Below are 22,966 nucleotides of genomic sequence, written 5' to 3'. Positions count from 1 at the left end.
CTCAGTCCTTCGCTGTCCTCGCGCTGGCGGTCGCCATGCCGAAGAACCTGCGTGACGTGCCGGTGCGCCGGATCATCCAGGCCCGCCGGCAGCTCCAGCCCGAGCTGCTCGCCTATCGCGCCTACCTCGATTCGCTGGTCCCCACGGTCGCCGAACTGGCCGCGGTGCGGGCCGCGTACCGCCGGGCGGCGGGGACGCACGTCCGCCGGTGACGGTCACCGCCGACGCCACCCTCCGGTGGCCGGGCGCGTACGCCTCGTATCCTTTCCGCGGTAAGCCCGCGAAGTGGAAGGGGAGTCGGTGTGAGCGACCGGGTCGAGACGTTGGAGTTCCAGGCCGAGGCCCGTCAGCTGCTGCAGCTGATGGTCCACTCGATCTACTCGAACAAGGACGTCTTCCTGCGCGAACTCATCTCGAACGCGTCGGACGCGCTGGACAAGCTGCGGCTGGAGTCGCTGGTCGACAAGGACCTCGACGTCGACACCGCCGATCTGCACATCGAGATCGAGGTGGACAAGGCCGCCCGCACGCTGACCGTGCGGGACAACGGGATCGGGATGTCCCGCGACGAGGTGGTCGGGCTGATCGGCACGATCGCGAAGTCCGGCACCGCCGAGCTGCTGCGGACCCTGCGGGAGGCGCAGGACGCCGCCGCCTCCCAGGAGCTGATCGGCCAGTTCGGCGTCGGCTTCTACGCCACGTTCATGGTCGCCGACAAGGTCACCCTGCTGACCCGCCGCGCGGGGCAGACCGGCGGCACCCGCTGGGAGTCCACCGGCGAGGGCACCTACTCGGTCGAGTCGGTCGACGAGGCGCCCCAGGGCACCTCGGTCACCCTGCACCTCAAGCCCGCCGACGCCGAGGACAACCTGCACGACTACACCGCTGAGTGGACCATCCGGGAGATCGTCAAGCGATACTCCGACTTCATCGCCTGGCCGATCCGGATGACCGTCGAGCGCTCCGGCGAGGACGGGGCCGCCACCCGCGAGGAGCAGACGCTCAACTCGATGAAGGCGCTCTGGGCGCGTTCGCGGGACGAGGTCGACGAGGTCGAGTACAAGGAGTTCTACCGGCACGTCGCCCACGACTGGGCCGACCCCCTGGAGACCATCCACATGCGCGGGGAGGGCACCTTCGAGTACGAGGCGCTGCTCTTCCTGCCCTCGCACGCCCCGCTCGACCTGTTCTCCCCGCAGGGCCGCCGCGGCGTGCAGCTCTACGTCAAGCGCGTGTTCATCATGGACGACTGCGACGCGCTGATGCCCAACTACCTGCGCTTCGTCAAGGGCGTGGTGGACGCGCACGACCTGTCGCTGAACATCTCCCGGGAGATCCTCCAGCAGGACCGGCAGATCCGCGCCGTGCGCCGCCGCCTGGTCAAGAAGGTGCTGGCCACCCTCAAGGAGCTGTCCGCCGAGTCGTACCGCACCTTCTGGAGCCAGTTCGGCGCGGTGGTCAAGGAGGGGCTGATCGAGGACCTCGACAACACCGAGGCCCTGCTGGACCTGGTCCGGGCCGCGTCCACCCACGACCCGGCCGAGCCGACCACCCTGCGCGACTACGTCGAGCGGATGAAGGACGGCCAGACCGAGATCTACTACGCCACCGGCGAGAACCGGGCCACCATCGAGAACTCCCCGCACCTGGAGGCGTTCCGCGCCAAGGGCTACGAGGTGCTCATCCTCACCGACCCGGTCGACGAGGTCTGGGTGGAACGGATCGGCGCGTACGACGGGAAGACCCTGCGCTCGGTCGCCAAGGGGCAGGTCGACCTGGAGACCGCCGAGGAGAAGGAGAAGGCCGAGGCCGAGCGGCAGGAGTATGCCGCCCTGCTCACCTGGATGAGCGGCGCGCTCGCCGACAGCGTCAAGGAGGTCCGGCTCTCCACCCGCCTCACCACCTCCCCGGCCTGCGTGGTCGGCGACGCCCAGGACATGACGCCGACGCTGGAGAAGATGTACCGGGCGATGGGCCAGGAGGTGCCCCGGGTCAAGCGGATCCTGGAGCTCAACCCGACCCACCCGCTCGTCACCGGGCTGCGCAAGGCCCACGAGCAGGGCGCCGACGCCACCGCTCTGACCGAGACCGCCGAGCTGCTCCACGGCATGGCGCTGCTCGCCGAGGGCGGGGAGCTGGCCGACCCGTCCCGGTTCACCCGGATCCTCGCCGACCGGCTCGCCCGTACCCTCTAGCACCGGCGACCCGCCGGCCGCGACGCCCGCCGTCGCGGCCGGCGGACCGTGGCGGTCGGCGGACCGTGGCGGTCGGTCAGCCGCGGGCCAGCCGCCCCAGGTGGGCCGCTTCCTCGGGCGACGGCTCGCGCGTCCCGCTGCGCAGCAGCCGCCACCGGGTCGTCCCGCCCTCCGGGCCGACGAGTTCGCCGCACGCCAACGCCCGGTCGATCTCCTCCCGCACGCCCGCTTCGCGGTGCGGCTCGGTGGCGAAGAGGATCCACAGGCGCACCCGGTCGCCCGCCCGCTCCGCGCGGGTGTGGTGCGCCGCGACCGGGCAGGGCGGTTCGTGCTCCCAGTGGCCGCACAGCGCCACGGTGACCGCCGCTCCGGGCGCGCGTTCGTCCGCGTCCGGCGCCATCTCCAGGACGGCCTGGTGCGCGTACCCCTCTCGCATTCCGCCCACTGTGCCACCCCGCCCCCCGCCCGCGGAGAAGGAAGGGCCCCTTCTTAACGCCAGGCGTTAAGAAGGGCCCCTTCCTTGCCCCGCTGCGGGGTCAGGGGAGCTGGGGGTAGAGGGCGGCCACCCCGCCGGACAGGCCGGCGAGGACCTGGCGGGAGGTCTCGTCCGCGACGATCTCGTACCGGTCGGCCTCGATGCCGTCGACGGCGATCCGGGCGATCGCGGCCGGGTCGGACTTCGGCACGTCCAGCGCGGCGGTCATGTCGGTGTCCATGTAGCCGACGTGCAGCCCGGTGACCCGCACGCCCCGGTCGGCGAGCTGTGTACGCAGCGCGTTGGTCATCGCCCACTCGGCCGACTTGGCCGCGCTGTACGCCCCGACCTGCGGGAGGGCGATCCAGGACAGCGCGGAGAGCACGTTGAGGACCGTGCCGCCGCCGTTGGTGGCGATCCGCGGCGCGAACGCCCGGACCATCTCCAGCGTGCCGAAGTAGTGGGTCTCCATCTCCAGCCGGACCTTGGCCGGGTCGGCGTCGAGCAGGTCGGCGCCGGTGCCCGAGCCGGCGTTGTTGATCAGCAGGGTGACGTCGCCGGCGAGTGCGGCGGCGGCCGCCACCGACGCCGGGTCGGTGATGTCCAGCCGCACCGGGGTGACCCCGGGCAGATCTACGGTGTCGGGGTTGCGGGCGCCGGCGTAGACGGTGGCGCCGCGGGCCAGCAGTTCGGCGGCCAGGTGCCGGCCGAAGCCGCGGTTGGCCCCGGTGACCAGGGCTGTGCGTCCAGAGATCTTCATGTGTCGCTCCTGAGGGTGTGGCCGAGATCGGCGGGTCAGGCCGTCGCCGGGAGCAGGCCGGGGCCGGGCAGCACGTCCACCTCGCCGGGCGACACGTCGTGCCCGGCCGCGCAGCGCAGCCGTACGTGCACGGCGGCGCCGCAGTCGTGGTGGGCCACCCGGACCGACGGTCCGGTCTCGGAGACGGCGTACGTGTCGCCCCACTGCCGCAGCGCGGCGAGCACGGGCAGCAGGTCCCGCCCCTTGGCGGTGAGCACGTACTCGTCGCGGGTGCGTTGCCCCGGCTGCCGGTAGGGCCGCCGCTCCAGCAGGCCGTCGGTGACGAGCTGCTTCAGCCGGGCGGCGGCCACCGGCTCGCTGACCCCGGCCCGGCGGGCGAAGTCGTCGAAGCGCCGGGTGCCGAACGACGCCTCCCGCAGCAGCAGCAGGGTGGTCCGGTTGCCCACCACGTCGAGCGCCCGGGCGATCGAGCAGTTGGCGGCGGACCAGGTGTCACGCTGCGCGAGGAAGTCGGTCATGCCGTTGACGCTACCCGGCTGACTTAGGAAAACAAAAGTCAGCTATCTCACGCCGCGACGCGCCGGCGAGCGGGAACAACCCACGCCTCAGACCTGACCCGCGTAGAAGCCGTACCGGGCGAGCGGTTCGACGATCTGCTGCTCCTCGTACGACAGGTGCGACAGCAGGGTGTCGGTGAGGAGGTCCACCGCCTTCTGGATCTCGGTGAAGTCGCCCGGGTTGCGGATCAGGTCGACCAGCGCCCGGTCCACGCCCTCGACCACGTCGTGGATCACCACGTGCTCCGCCTCCAGCCGGTCGAGCACGGGGGCCAGCCCCGGGTCCGCGCGCCGCAGGTGCGGGAAGACCGAGTTGTCCTCCAGCCCGTGATGCTGGGTCACCACCGTGCAGTACGCGGCGCAGTACGCCCCCAACGTCCAGTTGTTCTGCCGCATGGTCATCTGGTTGAGCACGGCCCGGGCGGCACCGGCGGAGACCACCCCGCGCCGGACCTGCCCCAGCAGGTCGCGCACCTGCGCCAGCTCCTGCCGCAGGTGGTCGTGCACGTCGACGAGGTGAGCGCCGACCGCCTGGTCGTGCGGGGTGTAGACGTGCCCGGCCGGCGCCGGCGGGGCGACCGGGCGGGTGGACTCGTCCCAGAGCTGGTGGTCGGTCAGCCGTACCCCCGGATCGGGGGTGGGGGTGACCGCGAGCGTGGTGGCGCCCCCGGCCTCGACCGCCTCCTGCTGTTCCTCGGTGGCCCCGGCCCGGGCGCCGGGCTGGGCACGTTCCGCGGCGACCAGCTCCCGCACGGCGGGCGCGACCTCCTGCCCGAAGAGCTGGATCGCGGTGGGGTCGTCGGCGCCGAGGATGAAGGTGGAGATGCCGTGGTCCAGCACCAACCCGGCCAGCTCCTCCACCCACTGCTTCGGCGGGCCGGCGAGGAAACCGCCGGAGGACCGGGTGAACCGACCGCTGATGTTCAGCAGCCGCCGCACCGACCGGGGGTCTCGCCCGGCGCCCTCGGCGCTCTCGTCGATGACGGCGTTCATCGCCGGCAGCTCGGCCGGCCCGTCCGGCAGGTACGCCAGCGACGGCAGCCAGCCGTCCGCCGCGCGCCCCACCAGCCGCAGCATCCGCGGCTTGTACGCGCCGACCCAGATCTCCACCGGGTGGGCCGGCGCCGGCCCCCGCTTCGCCCCGACCACCCGGTAGTACGTGCCCGGCACCCGGACCATGCCGCGCTGCTCGACGTTCCAGACCTCGCGGATGACCCGGATCGCCTCGTCGAGGGCGTCCACCGCCTGCCCGGCGCTGAGCCGCCGTCCGCCGACCGCCTCGATCGCCTCCCAGAACGCGCCGGCCCCCAGGCCCAGCTCCACCCGGCCGCCGCTGAGCAGGTCCAGGCTGGCCACGCTACGGGCGAGCACCACCGGTTGGCGCAGCGGCAGGTTCAGCACGTTGCCGGCCAGCCGGATGCGGCTGGTCGCCGCGGCCAGGTACGACATCAGCGTCCAGGTGTCCAGGAAGCCCGGCTGGTACGGGTGGTCCTGGAAGGTGAGCAGGTCCAGGTTGGCCTGCTCGCAGCGCTTCGCCAGCGCCACCACCTGCTCGACCTGGCCGGCGACGGGCGTGATGAACCCGCCGAAGGTCAGGTCGTGTCCGTAGTCAGTCATGGTCCTCCGCCTGCGCACCGGCCCGGCGACCGCGCCGGACCTCGCCACCGTAGTCCGCGCCGGGCCGGCGCGCCCCCGCTCCCCGACCGCAAGGACTGTTCACAATGTGGGGATTGCAGTGGTGTCGGTGAATGTGAGAACCGCATAGGCTGCTGGTGATCGGCCGCACGTTCCTCCGGAAGGAGCGACCCGTGACCCGTCACCGCCCCCTCGGCCTATCCCTCCTCCTCGTCGCGGTCACCGCCGTGGCCGCACCGCCGCCGGCCGCCGCCGCCGGCCTGCCGTACCAGGACCCGACGCTGCCCGTCGCGACCCGCGTGGCCGACCTGCTCGCCCGGATGAGCCTGGACGAGAAGATCGGCCAGATGACCCAGGCCGAGCGCGGCTCGGTCACCGCCACCGACCTGACCACCTACCGGCTCGGCTCGGTCCTCTCCGGTGGCGGCTCCGCGCCCTCGCCGAACACCGCCACCGCCTGGGCCGACATGTACGACGGCTTCCAGCGGGGCGCCCTCGCCACTCCGCTCGGCATTCCGATGATCTACGGCGTGGACGCCGTGCACGGCCACAACAACGTCGTCGGTGCGACGATCTTCCCGCACAACATCGGGCTCGGCGCCACCCGCGACCCCGCCCTGGTGCAGCAGATCGGCCAGGCCGTCGCCGAGGAGATCACCGGCACCGGGGTGGACTGGGACTTCGCGCCCTGCCTCTGCGTCGCCCGCAACGACCGCTGGGGCCGCACCTACGAGTCGTTCGGCGAGACCCCGGACCTGCCGTCGAGCATGTCCACCCTGGTCACCGGCCTGCAGGGCGCCACCCTCGGCGGTCCCACCTCGGTGCTCGCCACCGCCAAGCACTACCTCGGCGACGGCGGCACCACCGGCGGGGTGGACCAGGGGAACACCCAGCTGAGCGAGGCCGACCTACGGGCCATCCACCTGCCCCCGTTCCAGGCGGCCGTCCAGCGTGGCGTCGGCGCGGTGATGATCTCCTACAGCAGCTGGAACGGCGTGAAGCTGCACGGCCACCAGTACCTGATCACCACCGTCCTCAAGGGAGAACTGGGCTTCTCCGGCTTCGTGGTCTCGGACTGGAACGGCATCGACCAGATCGACGGCGCCGCGGGCTTCACCGCCGCCGAGGTGAGCACGGCGATCAACGCCGGCATCGACATGGTCATGGTGCCCACCGCCTGGAAGACCTTCATCAGCACGCTCCGGGCCGAGGTGCAGAACGGGCACGTGCCGATGAGCCGGATCGACGACGCCAACCGGCGCATCCTCACCAAGAAGTTCGAGCTGGGCCTCTTCGAGCGGCCGTACACCGACCGGAGTTGGACCTCGACGGTCGGCAGCGCCACCCACCGGGCGCTGGCCCGGCAGGCCGTCCGCGAGTCCCAGGTGCTGCTGAAGAACTCCGCCGGCATCCTGCCGCTCGCCCGGGACAACAACAAGATCTTCGTGGCCGGCAGGAACGCCGACAACATCGGCAACCAGAGTGGCGGTTGGACCATCTCCTGGCAGGGCTCCTCCGGCAACATCACCCCGGGCACCACCATCCTCCAGGGCATCCGCGCCGCCGTCGGTCCGACCACGACGGTCACCTACAACCAGCGCGGCACCGGCATCAACAGCAGCTACCGGGCCGCCATCGCGGTGGTCGGCGAGACGCCGTACGCCGAGGGCCAGGGCGACCGCACCGGCAGCATGAGCCTGGACCGGGAGGACCTTCGGACAATCACGACGCTGCGTAATGCCGGCGTGCCGGTGATCGTGGTGCTGGTCTCCGGGCGGCCGCTGGACATCGCGGCGGAGCTGCCCAAGTGGGACGGGCTGCTCGCCTCGTGGCTGCCCGGCACCGAGGGCGCCGGCGTCGCGGACGTCCTCTTCGGCGGGTACGCGCCCACCGGCAAACTGCCGATGACCTGGATGAACTCGGTCAGCCAGCAGCCCATCAACGCCGGCGACGGCCAGGTCCCGCTCTACGCGCAGGGCTACGGCCTGACGTACTGAAGGGACGGCTGCGGGACCGGCTTGGACGGTCACTGTGGGTGATGCGTGTGCTTGTAGGGCATGTTCGGCCGGTCCGCAACTCGGAGTGGGCGGACGTCGCTCGGCCGGGTGAAGAACTTCACAAGAAGTGGGCGACCGTCCCAAACCGGACCTAACGTCGTCTCCGTTCGCGATCGCGGACACCGCAGGCCGGTAACGCCTAATTCCGCCACCGGCCGGCGGGACCTGGACCTCAGGCGGAAGCGGGGGACCCACACGTTCCTCGGTGCTCGACACCTCGGGGTGAAGCCGCCGGCCGGCGGCCGGGCTCCTCGGCCCGAACCCGACAGCTCACCTCGTCGGCGTGGAGGAATCCCACATGGCAAGTGCACATATCGCCCGTCCCCAGCGGACCACCCGGCGTCGCGTCGCCGTCGGCGCGCTCGTCGCCGGCGCGGCCACCGGCGCCGCCGCCCTCCTCGGTCCGACCGCCCCGGCCAGCGCGTCCAGCGTGAACTGGGACGCGATCGCCCAGTGCGAGTCCGGCGGCAACTGGCACATCAACACCGGCAACGGCTACTACGGCGGTCTCCAGTTCACCCGGAGCACCTGGAACGGCTACGGCGGTGGGAAGTACGCCAGCCGTGCCGACCTCGCCAGCCGCAGCGAGCAGATCGCCATCGCCGAGAAGGTCCTCGACGGCCAGGGCATCGGCGCCTGGCCGGTCTGCGGCAAGAAGGCCGGCTCGACCAAGCACTACTCGGCCAAGTCGGACAGCGGGTCGAAGAAGAAGTCGACCAGGAAGGCCACGAAGGACCGGTCGTCGCGCAGCGACCACGCCACCCACAAGCAGCGGCGTACCGCGCCGAGCACCGGCGGTGGCAGCTACGTGGTCAAGCGCGGTGACACCCTGTCCGAGATCGCCGGCGCGCACCAGGTCGCCGGCGGCTGGCACGCGCTGTACGAGCGCAACAAGGGCGTGGTCGGCGGCAACCCGGGTCTGATCTTCCCGGGCCAGCGGCTGCGCCTGCACTGAGGCACCACCGGACCCGACCTCCCCGGCGGTCCGAGCGGAACGCCCGACCGGTCTCCCGGTCGGGCGTTCCGCGCGTCTCGTCCCGTGACGCCACGCCGCAGCCGCTCAGCCCACGGCCGCCCGACCGCCTGGCTGGGGCGGCGGGAGCAGGAGCGCGGCAAGCCCCGCGCCGAGCAGGCAGACGGCGGCGTTCACCCCGACGGCGGTGGTGACCCCGCGCAGTACGGCCCCGGCGCCCTCGGTGCCCAGGCCGTGCACGACCGCGGCCAACACCGCGGACATGACCGGGATGCCGACGGTGATCCCCACCTGCTGGCTCAGCGTGGCTATGCCGGTCGCCAGGCCCTGCTCGCCGTCGGGCAGGCCGGACGTCGCGGTCACCATGAAGCCGACGATCACCACCAGGTTGGCCACCCCACCGACGAACGTGGTGACGAGCAGCAGCACCATCCACCCCCGGTCCGGGCCGAGCAGGAGCAGCGGCGCGGTCGCCTTCGCCGCCCTCTGGTCCCGGCATCCGGTGCAGACCTGCGTCTCCGGCACCAACCGGTTCCGGCATCCGGTGGTGGGGGAGTTCGACCTCGACTTCGAGATGTTGCACCTGCCCGGGAAGGCCGGCCACCGACTGATGACCTACCCGGCGGCGGCCGGGTCGCCGGCCGAGGCGGCGCTCCGCCTCCTCCACGCGGACCTCAGCGCGGAGGCCGTCGGCGTGCGCCAGCGGGCGTGAACAGACCGCCGGTCAACCGCGCGTTCCGCCGGCGGCTGGCTGCCGACACGCCGCCGGAGGTGTGTCAGGGCTGCTCGCTGTACCGGCGGACGTTCTGAGCGGTGTGGACCGCGTCGCTGTCGGGCGCGGTTGCTATCGTCACGGTGCTCCGGAAAGACGTGAAGAAAGCGCGGCTATGACCATCGACCCGTTCTCCGCGGCCGCGAGCCTCGACGAGCTGCTCACCCAGACCGAGCAGGCCCTGTCCTTCATGCGCTCGCGGGACGGTGGGCACGCCGACGGCGACCCGGGCGAGCTGCTCCGCGCCGAGGGCGCCGCGGCCGACGGCCTGGTCCGGGTGGTGGCCGTCCAGGGTGGCCGGCTCGAGTCCGTCAGCGTCGACCCGGCGTTGGCCGGGGCCGGCTGGGAGACCGTCTGCGAGCACGTGGTGGCGGCAGCCAATGTCGCGCTCGCCGAACTCGACGCGCGGGTCACCGCCTCGGCGCGGGCCGACGTCGATGCGCTCGCCGCGCGGCTCGGCGGCCTGCCGGAGCAGTCGGTGCGGCAGAAGGAGACGTTCGGCCGAGCGATGGAGAGCGTGGTCGCCCGGCTCAACCGGAACGGGGAGCCGGCCGCTCGGGCGGATCGCCCGGCGTGACCGCGGTGCCCTCGCGCGGGGCCTGACACGCGCGGGGCCTGACACGACGGAGCGGCCGGTCGTCGGGAGGACGACGACCGGCCGCTCCGGTGTTGCTCAGGACAGGGTGACCGCCGTGTCGTCGACGACGAAGGAGGTCTGCAGGGAGCTGTCCTCCACGCCGCTGAACGAGATGCTCACGGTGGTGCCGGCCAGCGACGAGATGTCGAAGGACTTCTGCACGTAGCCGGTGTTCCGGTTGAGGTTGGAGTAGGTGGCCAGGGTGGTGCTGCCCGCCTTGACGGTCAGCTTGTCGTAGGCGGTGGTGGTGGTCGACTCCGCGGTGTCGATGTGGAGCCAGAACGTCAACGTCGCCCGGCAGCCGGACGGGATCGCCACCGACTGGGACAGGGTGTCGGTGTGGGTGGTGCCGTAGCCGTCCAGCCACGCCTTCCACGAGCCGCCGTGCGCGGCCTGGCCGCTGTCGGTGGTGATGACGCCGGAGGTGGCGCTCCAGCTCACGTTGCCCGACTCGAAGCCCGGGTTGGCCAGCTTCTGGCCGGAGCAGGAACCGGTCGGCGGCGGGGTGGTGCTGCCGGAGCAGGTCGGGTCACCGGACTGGGCCGGCACGCTGACCGCGTCCCAGGCGGCCTTGACGGTGTTGAACTCGGTGCAGCCGGTGCTGCCGTAGAGGTTCTTCGCGGCCTGCAGCGTCCAGGTGCGGTACTTCAGGTACGACGACGAGGTCGTCTTCAGCAGCATCGCGTTGTACATGATCTTGATGGCCTTCTGGATGCCGAGGCCGGTCACGGTGCTGCCGTTGCAGGTCGGGCTGGTCGGCTGGCCGTTGGTCGGGTTGCTGCCCATGGCCAGCAGGTAGAACCAGTGGTTGCCGGGGCCGGCCGCGGCGTGCACCTCGGTGCTCGGGATGCTGCTGGAGTAGCAGTTCGGGTCGCCCAGCGCCGACGGGTTGTACATGTTGCGGATCGGGCCGCTGCCCACCAGGTTGACCTTCTCGCCGACCAGGAAGTCGGGGGCGTCGTAGGTGGACGGCTCGTTGGCGTACCACTCGGTGGCCGCGCCGAAGGTGTCGGCGACGAATTCCTGGGTGCCGCTGCCGGAGATGCCGCCCGGGGTGTGGTCGTCGATGCCGTGGCCGATCTCGTGCGCGACCACGTCCATCGAGCCGATCCAGCCGCCGGCGGTGTTCTTGCCGATCTGGACCTGGGTGCCGTCGTAGTAGGCGTTCTGGTCGTTCAGACCGACCCGGATCGGCCAGTAGCCGCCGTTGCCGTCGGCGCCGTTGCGGCCGAGCCAGGCCGAGAGCATCTTGCCCTCGGTCTGCGCGCCGAAGAACGCGTCGACGCAGCCGGTCTCCTTGTTGGTGGCGGTGCCGTTGCCCCAGACGTCGTCCGAGCCGCTGAACGTGGTGTTGGTGGCCGCGTCCTGGCAGACCAGGGTGGTGTGGCTCGGGTCCTTCATGGAGTACGTGCTGCCCGACAGCGTGGTGGTCAGGGTGACCGGACCGTTCCAGGCACCGGTGCCGCTGCCGCGCATGACGTGTTCCTGCGTCCGCAGGACCTTGCCGCTGACGGCGTCCACGTCGACGGTGAGCCGGCTCGGGCCGTCGGCGGCGGTGCCGCGGACGGTGGTCTCCCAGGCCAGCGCCGGCTTGGCGCCGAGGGTGTAGACCACCAGGTTGGTGCCCTCGACGGTGCTGACGGTCTTGAGCTGGGCGCGGGCGGTCTGTTCGGCGGCGGCGGAGGTCAGCGTCGGCGTGGTGGCGAGGTTGCCGATGGCCTGCTGCTGCGCGACGGAGGCGTACTTCAGGTTGCCGGCCCCGTCGGTGGCCAGCACGAAGTCGCCGCCGGTGACCGGCAGCCCCCTGTAGGTGCGGTCGTAGGCGACGTACTGGGTGCCCTCGGACGAGATGACCTGCTTCTGCACGAACGCCTCGTCGGCGCTGGTGTGCAGGTAGGCGGGGCGGGTGGCGACCAGGGCGCTGGCCGACCTGGCGGCGTTGGCGCGGGCCTGGGCGGCGTCGGGACCGGGACTGGGCGGCGCGGCCTGCACGGCCGCGGCGGTGCCGGCGGCGATCAGGCCGGCCGCGGCCGCGCCGGAGAGCGCGGCGAGGCGGGGTGAGAGCTTCAAGGGGGTGTGCTCCTGTTCCTAGGCGCGCAGCACGGAGCCCGGTGGGGGCGTGCGGCGCGGTGTAGCGAGGCGGGAGGCGGTCGGTCTCCGGGGACTGCCGGCGTGGCCCCGGTTCGACAGATCGACCGTCCGGGTCGCCGGGGGTCGGCGACTCGTTGCTGCACAATCACACGGCCTTCGGCCGGGATCAATGGGTGACCCGGGCAACCGACACCTCCCGGTCATCGCGCCGACCGCGCGGATCTAGGAAGCCATGATCTTCTATAGCCCCTGATCAGGGCTAACGCGATTCTCATTGGACGGTCGTCTGGTTGATTTGCGGCTCTTGCCGCTCCGTGCAAATGGCGTGTCTTCGCCCTCGGTCGAAGATCCGGGTCGGCATACCCCTTCCGGGCCGCGAGCCGGTGCCGAACGGACCGTGATGATCACCCGTACCGGGCGGCCGAGCCGCCGTTCGGTGGATGTCGTAACAAGCCGCCCGCTCTCCTGCCAATCGATGCCAAAGGATCGATGAATGCCTCATCCTGGTCGCGGTGGGTGAACCGGGCGAGGGTTGCCCGTGGCGCTGGGCGGTCAACCGGTGGATCGACGGCCGGACCGCCGCGGACGACGGCGAGCGGCCGGCCCTTCGCCGCCGACCTCGGCGGGTTCGTCGCCGCCGTCGACGCGGTGCTCGCCACCCCGCCTGATCGGCGCCCGGCCGCCGGTCGGCCGGCCTACGGCGAGGCCGTAGGAATCCGCCAACTACTTTCGTTTGGGTCGTAGAAAAGTAGTCACGGAACTGACGAAAGCTATGGACACGCTGAGAGGAAGTCAGTAGTGTCGGGATCATCGATATGTTTCGTCGAGATGAACTACCGGCACGGTAGCTCTCGACTGTGGCCCCAGGCGGCGCAACACGTCCGGCGGCCACGACCGGCCAACGAGGGCCAACCCCGGGTCAACGCCACCCACGGCGATCCGGCGCGGCACGCGCCACGGGTCGACCGTTGCCCGTACCCGACCAACCCCACCAGCTCCTGAAGCGAGCACCACTGTGCGCGACGGTCCCCGCCGTCGGCGCGGTGCGCTCCGTCATACCCGCAGAACGACCGTGGCCGGCCGGCCACGGCCGGGGATCCCGCGCGGCCTGGGAGGGGCCGACGGGGCTCGACGCCGGCACGCCAGCTCCGAACCGCACCGACGACACGCACGCACGTTCCGCCCGCTGCTTCCCGGACCGTGAAAGAGGAACCCATGAACTCACATCCACCGCGGGACCGGCGCCCGGTGCGCCGGCTCCGGAGATCGGTGGCCGCCCTCGCCACGCTGGCGCTGCTGCTGACCACCGGCCTCCCCTCGTCCCCGGCGAACGCGCGGCCGACCGACCCGGAACGGTCGGCCCCGGCTGCCGCCACGACGCCGCTACAGGCCCAGGTGCTCACCTGGACGGCGGGCGACAACTTCCTCGCCTACCGGTCCGCACCCACCACCGCCGTCGCCGGTCCGGCCACCCTGGTCTTCGAGAACAGCGCGGCCACCGGCAACACCACGGGGATGCAGCACACCCTGACCTTCGAGACCGGCGACCCGCGGTACAACAGCGACGTCGACGTCAACGTCCTCGCCGATCCGACGGACGCCAACGGGGGCCGCTGGACCATGGACGTGGTGCTCTCCCCGGGCACCTACCGCTACTTCTGCTCCATCCCCGGCCACGGCGGCATGACCGGCCTGCTGGTGGTCAGCGGCGGTGGCTCGGACACCACGGCCCCGACCGTCACCGCCGCGGTGACCGGCGAGAAGGACGCGAACGGCGCGTACGTCGGCAGCGCCACCGTCACGCTGACCGCCACGGACAGCGGCTCCGGCGTCGACCGGGTCGAGTACGCCCTGGACGGCGGCGCCTACGGCACCTACTCGGCGCCGGTGACGGTGAACCAGCCGGGTCAGCACACGGTGAGCTACCGGGCCACCGACAAGGCTGGGAACACCTCGTCGCCGCAGCAGGTGTCGTTCACGGTGGTCGAACCGCCGCCCACCGACACCACCCCGCCGACGGTGACCGCCGCGGTCAGCGGCCAGCGCGACACCAACGGCGCGTACGTGGGCAGCGCGACCGTCACCCTCACCGCCGCCGACAGCGAGTCGGGTGTGGACCGGGTCGAGTACTCGCTCGACGGCGGTGCCTACGCCGGCTACGCCGCGCCGGTGACGGTGAACCAGCCGGGTCAGCACACGGTGAGCTACCGGGCCACCGACAAGGCGGGCAACACCTCGTCGCCGCAGCAGGTGTCGTTCACGGTGGTCGAACCGCCGCCGGCCGACACCACCCCGCCGACCGTGACCGCGGCGGTGACCGGCCAGAAGGACGCCAACGGCGCCTACGTCGGCAGCGCGGCGGTCACCCTGACCGCGTCGGACAGCGGGTCGGGTGTGGACCGGGTGGAGTACTCCCTCGACGGGCAGCCCTACGCCGCCTACGCCACCCCGGTCGCGGTGAACCAGCCGGGCCAGCACACGGTGAGCTACCGGGCCACCGACAAGGCCGGCAACACGTCCTCGCCGCAGCAGGTGTCGTTCACCGTGGTGGAGCCGACCCCGGCCGACACCACCCCGCCCACGGTCACCGCCTCGGTGACCGGCCAGCGGGACACCAACGGCGCGTACGTGGGCAGCGCGACGGTCACCCTGTCGGCCAGCGACACCCAGTCCGGTGTGGACCGGGTCGAGTACGCCCTCGACGGCGGCGCCTACACCGGCTACGCCGCGCCGGTCACGGTGACCCAGCCGGGGCAGCACACGGTGAGCTACCGGGCCACCGACAAGGCCGGCAACACCTCGTCGCCGCAGCAGGTGTCGTTCACCGTGGTGGAGCCCACTCCGGCCGACACCACCCCGCCGACCGTGACGTCGGCGGTCACCGGCCAGCGGGACGCCAACGGCGCCTACGTCGGCGGCGCCACCGTCACGCTGACCGCGTCGGACAGCGGGTCGGGCGTGGACCGGGTGGAGTACTCCCTCGACGGGCAGCCCTACGCCGCCTACACCGCCCCGGTCACCGTCAACCAGGTCGGCCAGCACGCGGTGAGCTACCGGGCGACCGACAAGGCCGGCAACACCTCGTCGCCGCAGCAGGTGTCGTTCACCGTGGTCGACCCGCCCGCCCCGGACACCACCCCGCCGACCGTCACCGCCGCCCTCTCCGGGCAGCTCGACGACGACGGCGCGTACGTCGGCAGCGCGACCGTGACCCTGTCCGCGGCGGACAGCGGGTCGGGCGTGGACCGCGTCGAGTATTCCCTCGACGGCCAGCCGTACGCCCGCTACGCCGCCCCGGTCACCGTCGACCAGCCGGGGCAGCACACGGTGAGCTACCGGGCCACCGACAAGGCCGGCAACACCTCCGGCACCGCCTCGGTCGCCTTCACGGTGGTCGCCAGCGGACCGCAGCCCGAGTGCGTCCGGGACACCCGGCCCACCGTCTGGCTCGGCACCGTCGACAGCGGCGTGCCCAACCGGGTGGTCCAGGGCGACTGCACGATCAACGACGTCATCCAGGAGGAGCGGGACTGGGCCAATCACGGGGAGTTCGTCTCGTACGTGAGCGCGATCGCCGAGCACCTGCACCACCTGGGCATCGTCACCCACTCCGAGCACGGCAAGCTGGTCAGCGCCGCCGGCCGCTCCGGCGTCGGCAAGCCGGCGGGCAAGGACGGCTACCAGCCGATCCTCGACGCCACGGCCGCCTCGTTCGGCCGCTGGCAGCAGGTCGGCGCCGGCGGGTTCGCCCGCAACGCCGACGGGTCGATCACCAGCAAGGCCGTGCCGGGGCTGGGCATGCTCTGGTACCCGGTCGCCGCGTACGGTGACTTCTCCCTCAAGCTGCAGTGGCGCGACGACGCCCCCGGCGACGGCCGGGCCAACAGCGGGGTCTTCGTCCGCTTCCCGGACGTCCGCCAGCACCCGACGGAGTCCCGCCCCGAGTGGGTCGCCATCAAGTACGGCCACGAACTCCAGATCCTCGACCGGAGCGACGGCGACCAGTACAAGAGCGGCTCGGTGTACGGCTTCGACCGGGTCGACCTGGCCGGCGCCGGCGTGACCCCGAAGGGCACCTGGAACGACTACGAGATCCGCGTGGTCGGCCAGCACTACTCGATCTTCCGCAACGGAAAGCTGATCAACGAGTACGTCAACAAGCCCGACGCCGTCTTCAGCCCGCCCCGGGCGGACGACCCGGGCGGCGCCGGGCGGCAGAGCGCGACCGGCTACGTCGGCCTGCAGAACCACGGGACCGGTGACGTCATCAGCTTCCGGAACGTGCGGATCGCCCCGCTGACCGCCTGCTGTTCCGGCGGCTCGAACACCTGCTGCTGACTGGAAGGGAAGGACACCATGGCAAGGAACAGGATCGACCGCCGGACCCTGCTGAGGGGCCTCGCCGGCTCCACGGTGGCGGTCAGCGCGGCCAGCCTGGCCGGCGCGCTGCCGGCCGGGGCTGAGCAGGGGGGTCAGGGCAAGCTCATCCCGCAGGGACATGTGGGCATCCAGCTCTACAGCGTCCGCGACAAGATCGCCCAGGTCGGCTTCGCCGCCGTCTTCGAGGAGCTGTCCCGGATCGGCTACCGGGAGGTGGAGTTCGCTGGCTACACCCAGGGTTCGGTCGGCGCCATCACCCCGGAGCAGATCCGCCAACTGCTCGATGACAACGGGCTGAAGGCGGCCGGCAGCCACCGGGGGCTGCGCGACTTCCGCACCAACCTGGCGTGGGAGCTCGACGTCGCGGAGATCCTCGGCATGCCGGCGATCGGCACCGCGGAGGCGCCCACCGGCAACCGGACCATCGCCGGCTACCAGGCGGCCGCCGCCGAGTTCAACGCCTGGGGCGAAGCGGCCACCGCCCGGGGCCTCAAGCTCTACCAGCACAACCACACCGTCGAGTTCGCCTTCGCGACGGACCGTCCCGACGTGCGGCTGTACGACCTCTTCCTGGAGCTCACCGATCCCCGGTACGTCTTCCTCGAGATGGACATCCTGTGGGCGTACGGCGGGGCGCGGAAGTACCCGGGCTTCCGCCCGGTCGAGTACGTCAACGCCCACCCGCACCGCTACCCGCTCTTCCACGTCAAGGACGGCGTCCCGCTGCCCGACCCGCAGCAGGGCAACTCCTACGCCGACGTGGAGTTCGGCGCGGGCGTGATCCCGTTCGCCGACTTCTTCGGCGAGCTGACCGGCCGGGGGCGCTTCGAGTTCCTCTGGGAGCAGGACTCCGCGCCCGGGGCCCAGCCCAACCCGCCCGGATCCCTCGGTGCCGCCGAGCGCAGCTACCAGCGCATGGTCGAGCTGCGGGGTGCCCGGTGAGCGCCTGGCGGCTGGTCGAGGACGGGCCGGCGGCCGAGCCCGGGCCGGTGGACACCCGGCGGGAGCGCCCGCGCACCGGTGCCCGGCGGATCCTGGTCGTCGCGGCGGTCGTGCTGCTCACCCTGGTCGGCGCCGGCGGCTTCGCCGCCGCCCGCACCGGGATGTTCGCCGAACGTCCGGACGGCTGCACCAAGCCGGACCGCACCATCCAGCTGTACGCGGTGGAGCTGCCGAAGGACGGCACCCAGGTCCGGCTCGGCTACGGCCTCACCCCCGAGACCGCCTCCTACCCGGGCCCGCTGATGGAGATGATGGAGGGCGAGTGCCTCGCCATCACCCTGCACAACCAGGTGCCCGAGGCGACGCTGGCGGCGCTGCGGACCGACCCGAGCCACCCGCTGGGTGTCTCCCTGCACGTGCACGGGGTCAAGTACACCCAGGACTCCGACGGCACGGTGCAGAGCGGGTCGTACGTCCCGTCGGGCGGCTCCCGCACCTACACCTGGTACGCCCAGCCGCGGAACAACCGGACCGGGGCGCAGGGCACCGCCGGGTACTGGTGGTACCACGACCATGTGGTGGGTGGCCCGCACGGCACCCAGGGGCTCTCCGCCGGCCTCTTCGGCGGCCTGGTGGTCCGCCGCCCCGGCGACCCGAAGCCGGACCGCACCTACACCGTGGTCTTCGGTGACCGGCAGAGCATCAACCTGCGCCGTGGCACCGCGACTGACACCTGCGCGGAGGTGAACCCGCAGCCCGGCCCGACCTGCCTGGTCGCCCGCAAGGGGGAGCGGGTGGAGTTCGTCGTGGTCGGCGTCGGCAACGACATGCACACCTTCCACCTGCACGGGCACTCCTGGGCGGACACCCGCACCGGGGTGGTGAGCAACGGACAGCCGTTCGCCGACTCCGTGCCGATCATCGACAACAAGACGCTCGGCCCGGGCGACTCCTTCGGCGTCAGCGTGGTCGCCGGCGACTCGGTCGGGCCGGGCCACTGGATGCTGCACTGCCACATGCAGTTCCACTCCGACGCCGGGATGTCGACGATGCTGCACGTCCTGGACGAGAACGGGAACATGCCGCCCGGCATGGACCACCACCAGCACACCGCCGCCGACGCCGCCGCGGCGCCCGCCGCCGACGACGCCGCCCACCAGCACGACTGACGGGTTCGGGACCGCCGGCCTCAGCGTCGAGGACCGGCGGTCCCCGGACCGCACCACCACCCGCACCGCCGCACCGGCCGCCCGCGCACGGGTGGCGCCGGTGGACGCGTACGCCCTCATCCGGTGAGCGTCTCAGCTCGCCGGCGGAGTCGACGAACCCGGAAACCCAACCCAGGAGGAGTCGAGATGGCCGACAGACGCCATTTCCGGTTCTCCCGCTGGATCGGCCTCGGCGCCGATCCGACGGGACCGATCACGCCCACACCGCCCCCGTCGACCGGTCCGCGTCGCCCCGGCGGCCGCCGCCGCGTCGGGGCGCTCGCGTCGAGCGCCGCCCTGGCGCTCGGCCTGCTGGCCCTGCCGGGCCAGACCCTCACCCCGACGCCCGCGGCCGCGGCCGAGGCCGCCGCGGCGGTCAAGGTGCTGGTCTTCCACGGCCCGGTGGACAAGCAGGACGACCCGGTCGCCAAGGCCACCGCGACCATCCGGGACCTGGGGGAGCAGCAGGGCTTCAGCGTCGACGACTCCGCCGACCCGGCGGTGTTCACCTTCGGCAACCTGGCCCGCTACCGGGCCGTGGTGTTCCTCTCCGCCAACGGCGTCACCCTCAACGACGCGCAGGAGGCGGCGTTCCAGGCGTACGTGAAGAGCGGCGGCGGGTTCGTCGGCGTGCACGACGCGGCGCGCGCCCAGCCCGACTCGTCCTGGTTCACCGGCCTGATCGGCACCCGGCCGGCCGCCGGCCTGCCCAACGCGGAGAAGCCGGTCTCGGCGACCGCGAGCGGGGAGAACCCGCCCAACGAGACCGCCGCGAAGGCGATCGACGGGTCGACCGGCACCAAGTGGCTGACCTTCTCGCCGACCGGCTGGCTGGCGGCGAAGCTGGCCACGCCGGTGGTGGTCAGCCGGTACGCCCTCACGTCGGCCAACGACTTCCCCGGCCGGGACCCGAAGAACTGGACCCTGCAGGGCTCCCAGGACGGCACCACTTGGACGGACCTGGACACCCGCAGCAACGAGACCTTCCCGCAGCGGTTCCAGACCAAGCAGTACAGCTTCACCAACACCACCGCCTACCAGCACTACCGGCTCAACGTCACGGCGAACAGCGGGGAGCCGCTGATCCAGCTGGCCGAGCTGTGGCTGATCGGGCCGGACGCCGGCCCGGCGCCGGAGAGCACGGTGCAGAAGGCCACCGTCGACCTCACCGACCGGCAGCACCCGGCCAACAAGGGCCTGCCGCTGACCTGGACCCGCTCCGACCAGTGGATCAACTGGGACCCGAGCCCGATCGGCAAGGTCCACACGGTCGCGCAGGTCGAGGAGGGGACCTACAACGCGGGCCTGAGCGGCAACGGGGCGTTCCACCCGGTGTCGTGGTGCCAGGACTACGAGGGTGGGCGGTCCTTCTACACCGGCATGGGCCGGACCGAGGCGAGCTGGACCAGCGACAAGCAGTTCCAGGGCCACCTGGCCGGGGCCATCAAGTGGTCGGCGGGCCTGGTCCGCGGCGACTGCCAGGCCACCATCGCGTCGAACTACCGGATCGAGCGGCTCACCGCCGCGAACCAGTCGGGCCAGCTCGACCAGATCGGTGAGCCGCACGGCCTCACCATCGCCCCCGACGGGAAGGTGTTCTACATCGGCAAGGCGGCCTGCCCGTCCGGGCCGATCGTGAGCTGGGACGACCCCAAGGTCGGCCTCGGCTGCGGCACGATCCACCAGTGGGACCCGAAGACCAAGCAGCCCAAGCTGCTCACCGCGCTCGCCGTGATGGGCAACCGGGGCAGCGGCAGTGAACTGGTGAAGAACGAGGAGGGCCTGGTCGGCATCACCCTGGACCCGAAGTTCGCCGAGAACGGCTGGGTCTACGTCTACTGGATGCCGCACGAGTCGATCGACCGGGACCGGCGGATCGGCCAGCGGACCGTCTCCCGGTTCACCTACGACGCCGCGAAGCAGACCATCGACCAGAGCACCCGCAAGGACCTGCTGCACTGGGACACCCAGATCCACAGCTGCTGCCACGCCGGTGGCGGGATGACGTTCGACGAGAGCGGCAACCTCTACATCGGCTCCGGTGACAGCAACTCCTCCGGCGGGTCGAACGGGTACTCCGGCAACAACTGGACCCAGGACTACAAGGGCACCTCGTTCCAGGACGCCCGGCGTACCGCCGGCAACACCAACGACCTCAACGGCAAGATCCTCCGCATCCACCCGGAGGCGGACGGCACCTACACCATCCCGGCCGGCAACCTGTTCACCGGCAAGGAGGAGGGCGGCGGCAAGAGTCGCCCGGAGATCTACGTGATGGGCGTGCGCAACATCGCCCGCATCGCCTGGGACCCGGTCAACCACTGGCTGACCGCGGCCTGGGTCGGCCCGGACGCCGGCGCCCCGAGCCCGGACCTCGGCCCGGCCAAGTACGAGACCGCCACGATCATCACCTCCGCGGGAAACCAGGGCTGGCCGTACTGCATGGGTAACCGGCAGCCGTACCGGGACCGCAGCAACACCGACGCGAACGTGCTGACGGGCTGGTACGACTGCGACAACCCGAAGAACACCTCGCCGCGCAACACCGGCCTGGTGAACCTCCCGCCGATCCGGGACAACATGATCTGGTACTCGCCGCAGGGCGGTGGCCCGGTCTTCCCGAAGCGGACCGACGGCAGCGGGCTGCCCTCGTACGTGCTGGGCGAGGAGACCTTCACCCAGCCGTACCTCAAGGGCGGCGGGCAGGCCATCATGAACGGCCCGACCTACCACCGGGACAAGGTGGACACCGGCAGCGGCGTCGCCTGGCCGGCGTACTGGGACGACAAGTGGTTCATCGGTGACGAGTCCAACGCCAGCAACCGGGTCGCCGTCACCGTCGACCCGGCCGGGGTGGCCGACCACCGCCCGCCGGCTTTCGCCGAGGACCTGCGTCAGATCATCCGTTCCGGTTCCGGCGCCACCCAGCTGCAGTCCTGGATGGACGCCAAGTTCGGCCCGGACGGAGCGCTCTACATGCTCGACTACGCGGGCGGCTTCTTCAGCCTGCACGGCAACCAGAAGCTGATCCGGGTCGTGTACACCGGTGGCGAGGCGACGCCGCGGCCGAGCGACGCCACCTGGCGGGCGGTCACCCCGAGCCAGCCGAAGACCATCGCGTTCTCGGCGGCCCGGGCCGGCGGTGTGGCGTGGGAGTGGAACTTCGGTGACGGCAGCGCGCCGTCGCACGAGGCCAACCCGACCCACACCTACGCCGACTACGGCACCTACCAGGCGACCCTCAAGGTGACGTACGCCGACGGCACCACCTCCACCGCGAAGATCACCGTCACCACCGGCTGTGCCGCGCCGGACACCGGCAAGACGGTCCGGCTGCTCGACACCGACACCGGGGTGACCAACCACGAGGTCGGCGGCGGCTGCACGGTCAACGACCTGATCGACGACGAGCGGAACTGGTCGAACCACGGCCAGTTCGTCAGCCACGTCGCCGACGTGGTCAACGACCTGCGCGGCGACGGCGTGCTGGACAACAAGGAGGCGGCCAAGCTGAACAGCGCGGCGGCCCAGTCGCAGATCGGCAAGGTGCCGGGCTACCAGCCGCTCTTCGACGGCACCGCCGGGTCACTGGCCGACTGGCGGCAGGCGCCCAGCGGATCGTTCACCCTGCAGCCCGAGGGTTCCATCCGCAGCTCCGGCGGGCTCGGCATGCTCTGGTACGCCAAGGACGAGTTCGCCGACTTCTCGCTGCGGTTGAAGTTCCGGGACGTCTCCACCGGCACCACGTACGCGAACAGCGGGGTCTTCACCCGGTTCCCGGACCCACGGATCCCGGTGGACCAGCGGCCGGCCGGCAGTTGCGGCACGGTCGGCTCGGCCCGCAGCTCGCAGGCCTGGGTGGCGATCTACTGCGGCCACGAGATCCAGATCTACGACGGGCCGACCGGTGAGCCGCAGAAGACCGGGTCGATCTACAACTTCGACCCGAACAACCTGGACCAGGCGGGGGTGACCCCGAAGGGCCAGTGGAACGACTACGAGGTCCGGGTGGTCGGGCAGCACTACTCGATCATCCGGAACGGCGTGGTGATCAACGAGTTCGACAACACGCCGGGCAAGGCGTCGAGCCGGGCGGGTGACCCGCCGACCGACCTGCGCCAGTTCCTCAGCGGGTTCGTCGGGTTGCAGAACCACAGCAACAACGACCTGATCGAGATCCGCGACGTACGGGTCCGGGAGCTGTAACCGGACCGGTGCCGGGCACGGGGTCGACCCTCGTGCCCGGCACCTTCGCGTCCCGGCCCGGCCCCTGCGACAGCCGTA

At 71.7% G+C, this 22,966-nt stretch carries 16 protein-coding genes and 1 riboswitch; of the genes, 10 read left to right on the top strand and 6 right to left on the bottom strand.

Features of this window, described 5'->3' with window-relative positions; genetic code table 11:
• Positions 1–35: 35 nt before the first annotated feature.
• Positions 36–212 (top strand): hypothetical protein, encoded by a 177-nt coding sequence (locus Q2K19_RS28710; protein WP_302765243.1) that lies wholly within the window; start codon positions 36–38, stop codon positions 210–212.
• Positions 213–362: 150 nt separating this feature from the next.
• Entirely contained in the window at positions 363–2,195 is a 1,833-nt protein-coding gene (gene htpG / locus Q2K19_RS28705; RefSeq protein WP_302772815.1) for a molecular chaperone HtpG, read from the top strand.
• Positions 2,196–2,271: 76 nt separating this feature from the next.
• Here the strand turns inward: htpG and Q2K19_RS28700 are convergent, their stop codons facing one another.
• The 4 genes from Q2K19_RS28700 to Q2K19_RS28685 all read right to left on the bottom strand — a co-directional run bounded on the left by Q2K19_RS28700 (position 2,272) and on the right by Q2K19_RS28685 (position 5,604).
• Positions 2,272–2,631 carry a hypothetical protein gene (locus Q2K19_RS28700; protein ID WP_302765242.1) on the bottom strand — a complete coding sequence of 120 codons (360 nt, stop codon included), beginning with the start codon at positions 2,629–2,631 and terminating at the stop codon, positions 2,272–2,274.
• A 100-nt stretch (positions 2,632–2,731) separates the two neighbouring features.
• Positions 2,732–3,430, bottom strand: a complete 699-nt coding sequence (locus Q2K19_RS28695) for an SDR family oxidoreductase (RefSeq protein ID WP_302765241.1) — start codon at positions 3,428–3,430, stop codon at positions 2,732–2,734.
• Between the two features lie 35 nt (positions 3,431–3,465).
• A complete protein-coding gene (locus tag Q2K19_RS28690) occupies positions 3,466–3,948 on the bottom strand; it encodes a winged helix-turn-helix transcriptional regulator (protein ID WP_302765240.1) in 483 nt (160 codons plus the stop codon).
• Positions 3,949–4,035: 87 nt separating this feature from the next.
• The gene (locus Q2K19_RS28685) at positions 4,036–5,604 is read right to left on the bottom strand and encodes an LLM class flavin-dependent oxidoreductase (RefSeq protein ID WP_302765239.1); all 1,569 of its coding nucleotides are present in this window, start codon (positions 5,602–5,604) and stop codon (positions 4,036–4,038) included.
• A gap of 191 nt (positions 5,605–5,795) precedes the next feature.
• Here Q2K19_RS28685 and Q2K19_RS28680 point away from each other — a divergent pair, with 191 nt between their 5' ends.
• Positions 5,796–7,619 (top strand): glycoside hydrolase family 3 protein, encoded by a 1,824-nt coding sequence (locus tag Q2K19_RS28680; RefSeq protein ID WP_302765238.1) that lies wholly within the window; start codon positions 5,796–5,798, stop codon positions 7,617–7,619.
• Positions 7,620–7,805: 186 nt separating this feature from the next.
• Positions 7,806–7,973: riboswitch (cyclic di-AMP (ydaO/yuaA leader) on the top strand.
• Between the two features lie 4 nt (positions 7,974–7,977).
• Complete coding sequence (locus tag Q2K19_RS28675; protein WP_302765237.1) at positions 7,978–8,634, top strand: LysM peptidoglycan-binding domain-containing protein; 657 nt, start codon at positions 7,978–7,980, stop codon at positions 8,632–8,634.
• A 105-nt stretch (positions 8,635–8,739) separates the two neighbouring features.
• Here Q2K19_RS28675 and Q2K19_RS28670 read toward each other — a convergent pair whose 3' ends face one another.
• A complete protein-coding gene (locus Q2K19_RS28670; RefSeq protein ID WP_302765236.1) occupies positions 8,740–9,084 on the bottom strand; it encodes a hypothetical protein in 345 nt (114 codons plus the stop codon).
• Here Q2K19_RS28670 and Q2K19_RS28665 point away from each other — a divergent pair.
• A complete protein-coding gene (locus Q2K19_RS28665) occupies positions 9,065–9,364 on the top strand; it encodes an MmyB family transcriptional regulator (protein WP_302765235.1) in 300 nt (99 codons plus the stop codon). The two genes, Q2K19_RS28670 and Q2K19_RS28665, sit on opposite strands and share 20 nt — an antisense overlap.
• 175 nt (positions 9,365–9,539) lie before the next feature.
• The gene (locus Q2K19_RS28660) at positions 9,540–10,001 is read left to right on the top strand and encodes a YbaB/EbfC family nucleoid-associated protein (protein ID WP_302765234.1); all 462 of its coding nucleotides are present in this window, start codon (positions 9,540–9,542) and stop codon (positions 9,999–10,001) included.
• 96 nt (positions 10,002–10,097) lie between these two features.
• Here Q2K19_RS28660 and Q2K19_RS28655 read toward each other — a convergent pair whose 3' ends face one another.
• Positions 10,098–12,131 (bottom strand): M4 family metallopeptidase, encoded by a 2,034-nt coding sequence (locus tag Q2K19_RS28655; RefSeq protein WP_302765233.1) that lies wholly within the window; start codon positions 12,129–12,131, stop codon positions 10,098–10,100.
• Positions 12,132–13,367: 1,236 nt separating this feature from the next.
• Here Q2K19_RS28655 and Q2K19_RS28650 point away from each other — a divergent pair.
• The 4 genes from Q2K19_RS28650 to Q2K19_RS28635 all read left to right on the top strand — a co-directional run bounded on the left by Q2K19_RS28650 (position 13,368) and on the right by Q2K19_RS28635 (position 22,888).
• Positions 13,368–16,490 (top strand): OmpL47-type beta-barrel domain-containing protein, encoded by a 3,123-nt coding sequence (locus Q2K19_RS28650; RefSeq protein WP_302765232.1) that lies wholly within the window; start codon positions 13,368–13,370, stop codon positions 16,488–16,490.
• An 18-nt stretch (positions 16,491–16,508) separates the two neighbouring features.
• Positions 16,509–17,474, top strand: a complete 966-nt coding sequence (locus Q2K19_RS28645) for a sugar phosphate isomerase/epimerase family protein (RefSeq protein ID WP_302765231.1) — start codon at positions 16,509–16,511, stop codon at positions 17,472–17,474.
• A complete protein-coding gene (locus Q2K19_RS28640; RefSeq protein ID WP_302765230.1) occupies positions 17,471–18,643 on the top strand; it encodes a multicopper oxidase domain-containing protein in 1,173 nt (390 codons plus the stop codon). The genes Q2K19_RS28645 and Q2K19_RS28640 overlap by 4 nt, the downstream gene beginning before the upstream one ends.
• A gap of 186 nt (positions 18,644–18,829) precedes the next feature.
• A complete protein-coding gene (locus Q2K19_RS28635; RefSeq protein WP_302765229.1) occupies positions 18,830–22,888 on the top strand; it encodes a ThuA domain-containing protein in 4,059 nt (1,352 codons plus the stop codon).
• Positions 22,889–22,966 lie beyond the last annotated feature (78 nt).

This window comes from Micromonospora sp. NBRC 110009, assembly GCF_030518795.1.
Lineage (GTDB): Bacteria > Actinomycetota > Actinomycetes > Mycobacteriales > Micromonosporaceae > Micromonospora.
Note: the sequence above shows the minus strand (reverse complement) of the source record. Positions and strands in the feature narration are given on the sequence as shown.

Excerpts from the sequence above, each read along its gene's own strand:
- Q2K19_RS28685 (WP_302765239.1), bottom strand. The coding sequence starts at position 5,604 with ATGACTGACTACGGACACGACCTGACCTTCGGCGGGTTCATCACGCCC.
- Q2K19_RS28645 (WP_302765231.1), top strand. The coding sequence starts at position 16,509 with ATGGCAAGGAACAGGATCGACCGCCGGACCCTGCTGAGGGGCCTCGCC.
- Q2K19_RS28710 (WP_302765243.1), top strand. The coding sequence starts at position 36 with ATGCCGAAGAACCTGCGTGACGTGCCGGTGCGCCGGATCATCCAGGCC.
- Q2K19_RS28700 (WP_302765242.1), bottom strand. The coding sequence starts at position 2,631 with ATGCGAGAGGGGTACGCGCACCAGGCCGTCCTGGAGATGGCGCCGGAC.
- Q2K19_RS28695 (WP_302765241.1), bottom strand. The coding sequence starts at position 3,430 with ATGAAGATCTCTGGACGCACAGCCCTGGTCACCGGGGCCAACCGCGGC.
- Q2K19_RS28690 (WP_302765240.1), bottom strand. The coding sequence starts at position 3,948 with ATGACCGACTTCCTCGCGCAGCGTGACACCTGGTCCGCCGCCAACTGC.
- Q2K19_RS28660 (WP_302765234.1), top strand. The coding sequence starts at position 9,540 with ATGACCATCGACCCGTTCTCCGCGGCCGCGAGCCTCGACGAGCTGCTC.
- Q2K19_RS28670 (WP_302765236.1), bottom strand. The coding sequence starts at position 9,084 with ATGGTGCTGCTGCTCGTCACCACGTTCGTCGGTGGGGTGGCCAACCTG.
- Q2K19_RS28635 (WP_302765229.1), top strand. The coding sequence starts at position 18,830 with ATGGCCGACAGACGCCATTTCCGGTTCTCCCGCTGGATCGGCCTCGGC.
- Q2K19_RS28675 (WP_302765237.1), top strand. The coding sequence starts at position 7,978 with ATGGCAAGTGCACATATCGCCCGTCCCCAGCGGACCACCCGGCGTCGC.
- Q2K19_RS28650 (WP_302765232.1), top strand. The coding sequence starts at position 13,368 with ATGAACTCACATCCACCGCGGGACCGGCGCCCGGTGCGCCGGCTCCGG.
- htpG (WP_302772815.1), top strand. The coding sequence starts at position 363 with ATGGTCCACTCGATCTACTCGAACAAGGACGTCTTCCTGCGCGAACTC.